The following is a 6,581-nucleotide window of genomic DNA, read 5'->3' as shown; positions in this document are numbered from 1 at the left end:
GCCGGGTGGGACAGGCCCCACCCGGCCGTCGCCCTGGAACATACTCAGGCGTTGCGGTCGCTGACCCGCAGCGTGCCGTTGACGCTGTCCGGGAAGAATCCGCCCTCGCTCACCTGGGCCGGGTTCAGGTAGACGATGTTGAGCACCTGGCCCGGCGTCCGGCTGTAGGCGACGCCGTTGACGTCGGCCGGTACGAGGTTGGCGTCACCACGCTTGGTGATCCCCTGGTCCACGTCGGTCCTGCCGTCGAGGCTGTCCCGCGCGGTGGAGATGGCGTTGGCCTCGTCCGCGAGGCCCTTCTCGAACAGAGCGCTGCGGACCACCCCGGCGTGGTAGGCCTCGACGGCGAGGATGCCCGCCGCCGCCTCCAGGTATGTCTTGTTGGTGATCAGCGGCGCGGCACCCTTGTACGCGGTGACGCCGACGTCCTCGAAGATGTAGGCACCGAGCAGGAAGCTGTCCTCGTCGGCGAACGGGTCGAAGGACTGGCCCGGGCCGATCAGGCCGGCGGCCTGGGCGGCGGCCGTGAAGCTGTGCTTCAGGTCGATGTTGGGCTGTGCCGTCTTCGACGCGCCGAGTGCTGTCCGGAGGAACCGGACGTGCGCCAGCTCGTCCCCGGCGATCTCCTCGGCGTACTGCCGGATCCGCTTGGACTTGAACGGAACCTTGGAACCACCGGTGACCCTGCCGATCGTTCCCCGTCCCCCGGTGAGCGAGCCGTTGATGCCCTGCCCCGTGGCGGCATAGGAGTAGAACTGCGCCTCCAGGTACTCCAGCTGGAGGGCGAAGTTCAGGATCGCGTCGTCGCTGATCCCCTGGTCCTCCTCTGCCGCGGCCGTCGCACGTGACGGCCCCTGGGCGAGGAGAGCGGCGCCGCCGATCACGCCGAGGCCGCCCACCCCCGCCGCCCGCAGGAAGTTGCGGCGGTCAGGCTGGTTCGCTGTGCTGCGGCCGATCATCTCGACCACCATCTTCTTGCCGAACATCGTGTACCCCTTCACTGTGTGGATGGGACGGCGCACGCCCGGAGGTACGGCGGCAAAGAAGCCCTCGTGACTGCTTTGTCGGGTATTTCTGTGGGTCGACTTTCCGATGCCCCAGGGGTGCGTCCTGGGTTCGGTGCCCGGGTGAATTCGGATTGGTCTTTCGGGCTCTTGCGAGGTGAAACCGTTGGCTGCACAGTCGCAATTGTTCGGATCCCCGAAAGTTGAACCAATGCCGATGTACAAATCCATTAGAAATGTCAATCGTGGCCCGTTCCGGGTGCGCATCCAATGAGTCTCGCCGCGGCCTATGAGACCTGGGTCAGTGGACACCCGCTCGAGATCAGGGATGTTCGGCAGGATCCCGCATTCAGCGGACGTGCGTGGGACACGGCCGCACGCCCCACACTGGTGACGGGCATCGACAGCGGGCCGGTCCGGGTCGAGGTCGGTCTTTTCCGAGCGCCGCTCGACGTCGAGGGCGAAGGGTGGGACGAGGCCGCCGAGGTCAGCGTCCTCGCCGGCCCCGGAGGCATGGTCATGAACAACCACCCCGTCAGTCCGGCTCGATGTATCCGGTGATCTCCCGACCTTGCCCGGTGTGGGTCGCCCTCGGCGCCAACGCCTCGTTCTCGGGCCAGTCGAGCGGGATCTCGGTGCAGTCCGCGCGGTCGAACTCGATGACCGTGCCGTTGTCCAGGGCGCTGTACTGCGACCGGTAGGGGTCGTCCACGATCCCGGTCAGCCGGTCGCCGCCCTGCCCCGTGACGAGCACATAGGGCGTGTCCGACCAGCCGGTATCCGCGCTCCCGTTCTCGGAGACCTGGACGCGGACGACGTTGCCCACCCCGACGTGCTGCCGGATCTCGGGGTGCAGCTGCCCGCCCGACCAGTCGTATATGTCCTCTGACCTGGGCCGAAACACCTGGTAGTCACCGTTCACGCGCACAGGCTAGCGGCCCGGTCATCACGCCGTGTTGCCCCGTTCCGTGTCCATACCGTTACTCTTGGGCTCGCCATGAACCTGACTCGTGCCGCCCGCTCGCTCCTCGCCGATCCCCGGCGAGAGTTCATGAGCGTCCTGGCCGTCATGTTCCTCGTGCTCACCGTCGTGGGCGTGCAGCTGCTCTGCGGCGTCCACCTGGACGAGGCCGAGCACACCCACGCGGAGAGCGCCGTCGGGCAGTACGCGGCGTCTGCCGTGGTGTCCGCCGAGGCCGGCGGGGCCTCCGGCCACCACGGTGAGGACCCGAACCACTGCTCGGAGAACCGCACGGTGACGGCCCGGTACGACCGGACCGTGTCGCCCTCCGCGGAGCTGGCCGGCGAGCCCGTCCTCGCCCTGCAGTGGCTGGTGCCCGACCTCGCGCACCCTAAGCACGGGAACGCCTCCGGCGTGGCCGTGGCAGCCGCCCCGTCGCTCCACGCCCTCGGGATCTCCCGGACGTAGACCGCCACATCCCGTCGACACCGCCCCACCTGGGGTGTCGACCGGTTTCGCGCGCCCCGAACCCGGGGCCGCGTGTGGTTCTACTCCGATCCGAAAGGTCCCAGCTTTCATGGAGCCCAGCTACACCCCCGACCCGGCCGTGCGCGGCCGTGGTCGCCACCGGGCGGTCCGCCCGGTCCTGGCCGACGTCGCCCGAGCCGCCACCGAGCAGGTGACGACGCTCGCCGGGAGGACCGCCGTCGCAGCCGCGGCCGGTTCCGGCGTGCTGCTGTCCCTGGTCGCAGCCCCCGCTCAAGCGGCCCCGGCGTCCGCCGCGGTCAGCACGTCCCTGGCCGGCAAGTCCGTCCAGGGTGCCCTCAACACGGCAGACCTCAACGCCCTGGCGGCGCAGGCCAAGGAGTCCGTCGCCGCCGCGCCGGTCGTGACCGTCGCCAACGACGCCGAGCTGAAGGTCGAGAAGGCCGCCGTCTCAGTCGTCTCCGCGGCCGAGAACGACGAGTACCAGGCGCAGCTCGCTGCCGAGGCGGAGGCCGAGGCGGCCGCGGAAGCCGAGGCCGCGGCCGCGGAGGCAGCCGCGGCAGCGGTCGACCTCCCGGCCTCGGCGTCGAGCTCTGCCGTGGTGTCGATCGGCATGCGGTACCTCGGCGTGCCCTACCTGTGGGGCGGCTCGACCCCGGCCGGGATGGACTGTTCCGGCTTCACCTCCTACGTGTACGCCCAGGTCGGGGTCACCCTGCCCCGCACCTCGTCCGAGCAGCGGTACGCCGGGCCGGAGGTCTCCTGGTCCGAGGCGCAGCCCGGTGACCTGATCTGGTCGCCCGGGCACATCGCGATCTACGCCGGCGACGGCATGCAGATCGAGGCGCCCGTACCGGGCAAGACGGTGCGCTACACGCAGATCTGGCAGTCCAACCCGACGTTCATCCGCGTCCTCTGACGCGCTCCGCGTGAGGGGCGGGCTCCGGCCCGCCCCTCACGTCCCCCAGCCTTCGACCCTGCCGATCCCCAGGAGAAACACCCATGGCAAGACCAACGCGAGCACGCTCCAGGCGGGGCCGGCACAGCAAGGGCAGGCACTCCGCCTCGCCCAGCGGTGCGGGGTCCGCGGTCACGGGGCGGTGGCCGTTGAAGCTCGGGGTGGGGGTCGCTCTCGTCGCCACCATGTCGGTCACCGTGGCGACCGCGGGCGGGCCAGGAGGTGACACGCGCGACCGGCCGGGAGCCGCCGTCGCGCTCACCGACCCGTCGGCCGACGCGGTCGAGACCGCGCGCGACCGGGAAGCCGGCGCATCCCGCAGCCAGGAGCGGGCACCACGCGGCACGGCCGACACCGGCGTCACCGTCCCCCAGGACGCGACGCTGCCCGGCGGGGAGACCGGGTCGGTGCAGGTCGAGGCACCGCCCGTCCTGCCGGGCTGCGACGGCGAGGCGACGGGTGCGGGACTCAACGGCCAGGTGCCCGCAGACGAGCTGTGCGCCCTCTGGGGCGGTTACCCGCCGGTCCGTGCCGATGCCGCCGTCGCGCTGGCTCGCCTGAACCAGGCGTACACCGAGCAGTTCGGTGAGGCGCTCTGCCTCACCGACGGTTACCGCAGCTACGCGCAGCAGGTCACCGCGAAGGCGCAGAAGCCGACGCTGACGGCGACGCCGGGCCGGTCCAACCACGGTTGGGGCCTGGCCGTGGACATCTGCGCCGACAGCTACGCCGGCGAGCGCTGGGACTGGCTCAAGGCCACCGGCCCGGAGCACGGCTGGGACAACCCCGGTTGGGCGCAGGTCGGCGGCTCCGGGCCGTACGAACCGTGGCACTGGGAGTTCACGGAGGCCGTCGCGCAGGTCGGCGGTCACTAGGGTCGGGAGCCTCTGCGATGTCCGAGGGGGCTGCGATGACCGTCCGAGACTTTGACTTCCATCCCGACGAGGACGACGTCCGGTGCTTTCGCGTGCCGGACAGCGGCGTCCTGGTGAACGACTCCGGCTGGTACGTGAGCCAGAGCCTGCAGCCGGTGAACCTCGGGGCCACGGACGACAAGCTCGTCCTCCGGCATCTCGCGTTCTCGACCGAGTGGTTCAAGATCAACGCGACGTACGACCTGGCCGGCGACCTGATGGAGACGCGGCCGCCCGACGGCGCGCCGTTCGCGCTCAACTGCGACATCGCGACCCCGATGGTCCGGGTCGGCGACGATGTCTCGGCGGTCGATCTCTTTCTCGATGTCCTCGTCGGCCTGGACGGCACCCACCGGGTCGTCGACGAGGACGAGTTCGTGCAGGCGTCGGCATCCGGCCTGATCTCGCCGGCGGAGGCGCGCGGCGCGGAGAGCGGCCTCGCCCGGCTGCTGGACTGGCTGCGGACGGGACGGCTCCACGAGCTGCTCGAGAACGTGTCGTCCGCACCGGTGACGACGGCGCCGGAGCCGCTGCCGGTCGGACGGGCACCCCTGAGCGAGGTCCCGTCGGTCGCTCCGGGAATCCGGCTGAGCTGGTCGGGGACCGAGTAGGAAGGGCCCGGCCCTAGTCCGCCGCGGCCGCCTTCTTCCGCCGCCGTGCCCCCGCCGACCGCGGCGGCGTCTGGCGCATGTGGTCCCGCGCGCGGCCGAGGATGTCGGCGAGCGTCTCGACGTCCGCCCGGCTCAGCGGGGCGAACAGCAGGTCGTCGAGGGTGGCGACGTGCCCGGGGAAGACGTCCGCGAGGACGGCCCGCCCCGCGTCGGTGATCGTGACGGTGACGCCGCGCTCGTCGTCCGAGGACTGCGACCGGGCCACGAGGCCCCGCTTCTCCAGCGTCTGTGCCTGGTAGGTGAGCCCGCTGCGGCTGTAGACGACGCCGTCGGCCAGATCGGTCATGCGCCGGCTGCCCGTGGAGGAGTCCCCGAGGGTCGCCAGGAGCTGGAACTGCACGTAGCTGAGGTCCCCGGCGTTCCGCAGCTGCTGCTCGACGGAGTGCTTCAGCAGGCTGCTGGCCTCGATGAGGGCGAAGTACACGCCCAGCTGCGTGGCATCCAGGGGCGGCGGGGTCGAGGTCACGTCCCCAGCCTAGCCAGGCTCGCGAATGCTTCCAACTCGAAGCACTTGCTTCGAATTTGAAGCGGTGCTAGCGTGCTCAGCAGTTGCTTCGAATCCGAAGCAGTCGAACGAAGGGAACGACATCATGAAGGCAGTTCGGTTCCACGAGACGGGCTCCGCCGAGGTTCTGCGCTACGAGGACGCCGACCGGCCGGTGCCCGGCGCCGGCGAGGTGCTCGTCCGGGTCGCCGGCTCGGCGTTCAACCCGGCCGACGGCGGCATCCGCGGCGGCTTCCTGCCCTTCCCCGTGGCGCTGCCGCACGTGCCGGGCTACGACGTCTCGGGCACGGTCGACGCGCTCGGCGACGGCGTGGAGGGCCTCGCGGTGGGCCAGGACGTCGTCGGGTTCATCCCGATGATCGCCGACGGCTCGGCGGCGCAGTACGTCGTCGCCCCGGCCGCCGACCTGGTGGCGGCCCCGACAGGCATCCCGCTGCCCGACGCCGCCGGGCTCCCGTCCGTGGCGCTCACCGCCTCGCAGGCGCTGTTCGAGGCCGGCGGGCTCCAGGCCGGTCAGCGGGTGCTGATCAACGGCGCCGGGGGACCGGTCGGCGGGTACGCCGTGCAGCTCGCCAAGCGCGCCGGCGCGTACGTCGTCGCCACCGCGAGCCCGCGCAGCGAGCGGGCCGTCAAGGCGGCCGGCGCGGACGAGGTGATCGACCACACGACCACCTCGGTGCTCGACGCGGTGACCGAGCCGGTCGACGTGCTGCTCAACCTGGCCCCGATCACCGCCGAGGCGTTCGCCGCCCTGGCCGCCCGGGTCCGCGACGGCGGCGTCGTCGTCTCCACGACGCCGACCGTGACCACGCCCGGCGACGAGGGGCGCGGCGTGCGCGCCGTCACGGTCTTCCTGCACCCCGACGCCGACGTGCTCTCGGGCCTGGTCGCCCTCGTCGACAGCGGCGACCTGCACGTGGAGATCGCCCGGCGCGTGCCGCTGAGCGAGCTGCCGGAGATCCACCGGCAGGCCGACGCCGGGCAGGTCCACGGCAAGGTCGTGGCGGTCCCGCCCGCCGTCTGAGAACCGAAGACCCGCAAGTCCCCTTTGAGGCCCGGGTTTCTTCGCTTTGACCTGTGTC

Annotated in this window: 9 protein-coding genes; 6 read left to right on the top strand and 3 right to left on the bottom strand. The window is 71.4% G+C overall.

What is annotated here, in order from left to right; all coding sequences use genetic code 11:
* Nucleotides 1-44 precede the first annotated feature (44 nt).
* Nucleotides 45-1,001, bottom strand: a complete 957-nt coding sequence (locus ACFWEJ_RS25965; protein WP_377232062.1) for a ferritin-like domain-containing protein — start codon at nucleotides 999-1,001, stop codon at nucleotides 45-47.
* Nucleotides 1,002-1,274: 273 nt separating this feature from the next.
* On the opposite strand from ACFWEJ_RS25965, the gene ACFWEJ_RS25960 reads away from it, so the two are divergent.
* The gene (locus tag ACFWEJ_RS25960) at nucleotides 1,275-1,565 is read left to right on the top strand and encodes a hypothetical protein (protein WP_377232061.1); all 291 of its coding nucleotides are present in this window, start codon (nucleotides 1,275-1,277) and stop codon (nucleotides 1,563-1,565) included.
* Here the strand turns inward: ACFWEJ_RS25960 and ACFWEJ_RS25955 are convergent.
* Entirely contained in the window at nucleotides 1,540-1,926 is a 387-nt protein-coding gene (locus ACFWEJ_RS25955) for a hypothetical protein (protein WP_377232060.1), read from the bottom strand. The two genes, ACFWEJ_RS25960 and ACFWEJ_RS25955, sit on opposite strands and share 26 nt — an antisense overlap.
* Nucleotides 1,927-2,001: 75 nt before the next feature.
* Here ACFWEJ_RS25955 and ACFWEJ_RS25950 point away from each other — a divergent pair, with 75 nt between their 5' ends.
* The 4 genes from ACFWEJ_RS25950 (at nucleotide 2,002) to ACFWEJ_RS25935 (ending at nucleotide 4,934) form a co-directional block, all read left to right on the top strand.
* Nucleotides 2,002-2,433 carry a hypothetical protein gene (locus ACFWEJ_RS25950; protein ID WP_377232059.1) on the top strand — a complete coding sequence of 144 codons (432 nt, stop codon included), beginning with the start codon at nucleotides 2,002-2,004 and terminating at the stop codon, nucleotides 2,431-2,433.
* Between the two features lie 109 nt (nucleotides 2,434-2,542).
* Entirely contained in the window at nucleotides 2,543-3,370 is an 828-nt protein-coding gene (locus ACFWEJ_RS25945) for a C40 family peptidase (RefSeq protein WP_377232058.1), read from the top strand.
* A gap of 224 nt (nucleotides 3,371-3,594) precedes the next feature.
* Complete coding sequence (locus ACFWEJ_RS25940) at nucleotides 3,595-4,284, top strand: M15 family metallopeptidase (RefSeq protein ID WP_377232057.1); 690 nt, start codon at nucleotides 3,595-3,597, stop codon at nucleotides 4,282-4,284.
* 35 nt (nucleotides 4,285-4,319) lie between these two features.
* The gene (locus tag ACFWEJ_RS25935) at nucleotides 4,320-4,934 is read left to right on the top strand and encodes a DUF402 domain-containing protein (protein WP_377232056.1); all 615 of its coding nucleotides are present in this window, start codon (nucleotides 4,320-4,322) and stop codon (nucleotides 4,932-4,934) included.
* A 13-nt stretch (nucleotides 4,935-4,947) separates the two neighbouring features.
* Here ACFWEJ_RS25935 and ACFWEJ_RS25930 read toward each other — a convergent pair whose 3' ends face one another.
* Nucleotides 4,948-5,460 carry a MarR family winged helix-turn-helix transcriptional regulator gene (locus ACFWEJ_RS25930; protein WP_377232055.1) on the bottom strand — a complete coding sequence of 171 codons (513 nt, stop codon included), beginning with the start codon at nucleotides 5,458-5,460 and terminating at the stop codon, nucleotides 4,948-4,950.
* Between the two features lie 124 nt (nucleotides 5,461-5,584).
* Here ACFWEJ_RS25930 and ACFWEJ_RS25925 point away from each other — a divergent pair, with 124 nt between their 5' ends.
* Complete coding sequence (locus tag ACFWEJ_RS25925; protein WP_377232054.1) at nucleotides 5,585-6,523, top strand: NADP-dependent oxidoreductase; 939 nt, start codon at nucleotides 5,585-5,587, stop codon at nucleotides 6,521-6,523.
* Nucleotides 6,524-6,581 lie beyond the last annotated feature (58 nt).

The organism is Promicromonospora sp. NPDC060204 (assembly GCF_042728455.1).
Taxonomy (GTDB): domain Bacteria; phylum Actinomycetota; class Actinomycetes; order Actinomycetales; family Cellulomonadaceae; genus Promicromonospora.
This window is presented reverse-complemented; position numbering and strand designations above follow the sequence as displayed.

Excerpts from the sequence above, each read along its gene's own strand:
- ACFWEJ_RS25945 (WP_377232058.1), top strand. The coding sequence starts at position 2,543 with ATGGAGCCCAGCTACACCCCCGACCCGGCCGTGCGCGGCCGTGGTCGC.
- ACFWEJ_RS25960 (WP_377232061.1), top strand. The coding sequence starts at position 1,275 with ATGAGTCTCGCCGCGGCCTATGAGACCTGGGTCAGTGGACACCCGCTC.
- ACFWEJ_RS25950 (WP_377232059.1), top strand. The coding sequence starts at position 2,002 with ATGAACCTGACTCGTGCCGCCCGCTCGCTCCTCGCCGATCCCCGGCGA.
- ACFWEJ_RS25935 (WP_377232056.1), top strand. The coding sequence starts at position 4,320 with ATGACCGTCCGAGACTTTGACTTCCATCCCGACGAGGACGACGTCCGG.
- ACFWEJ_RS25940 (WP_377232057.1), top strand. The coding sequence starts at position 3,595 with ATGTCGGTCACCGTGGCGACCGCGGGCGGGCCAGGAGGTGACACGCGC.
- ACFWEJ_RS25925 (WP_377232054.1), top strand. The coding sequence starts at position 5,585 with ATGAAGGCAGTTCGGTTCCACGAGACGGGCTCCGCCGAGGTTCTGCGC.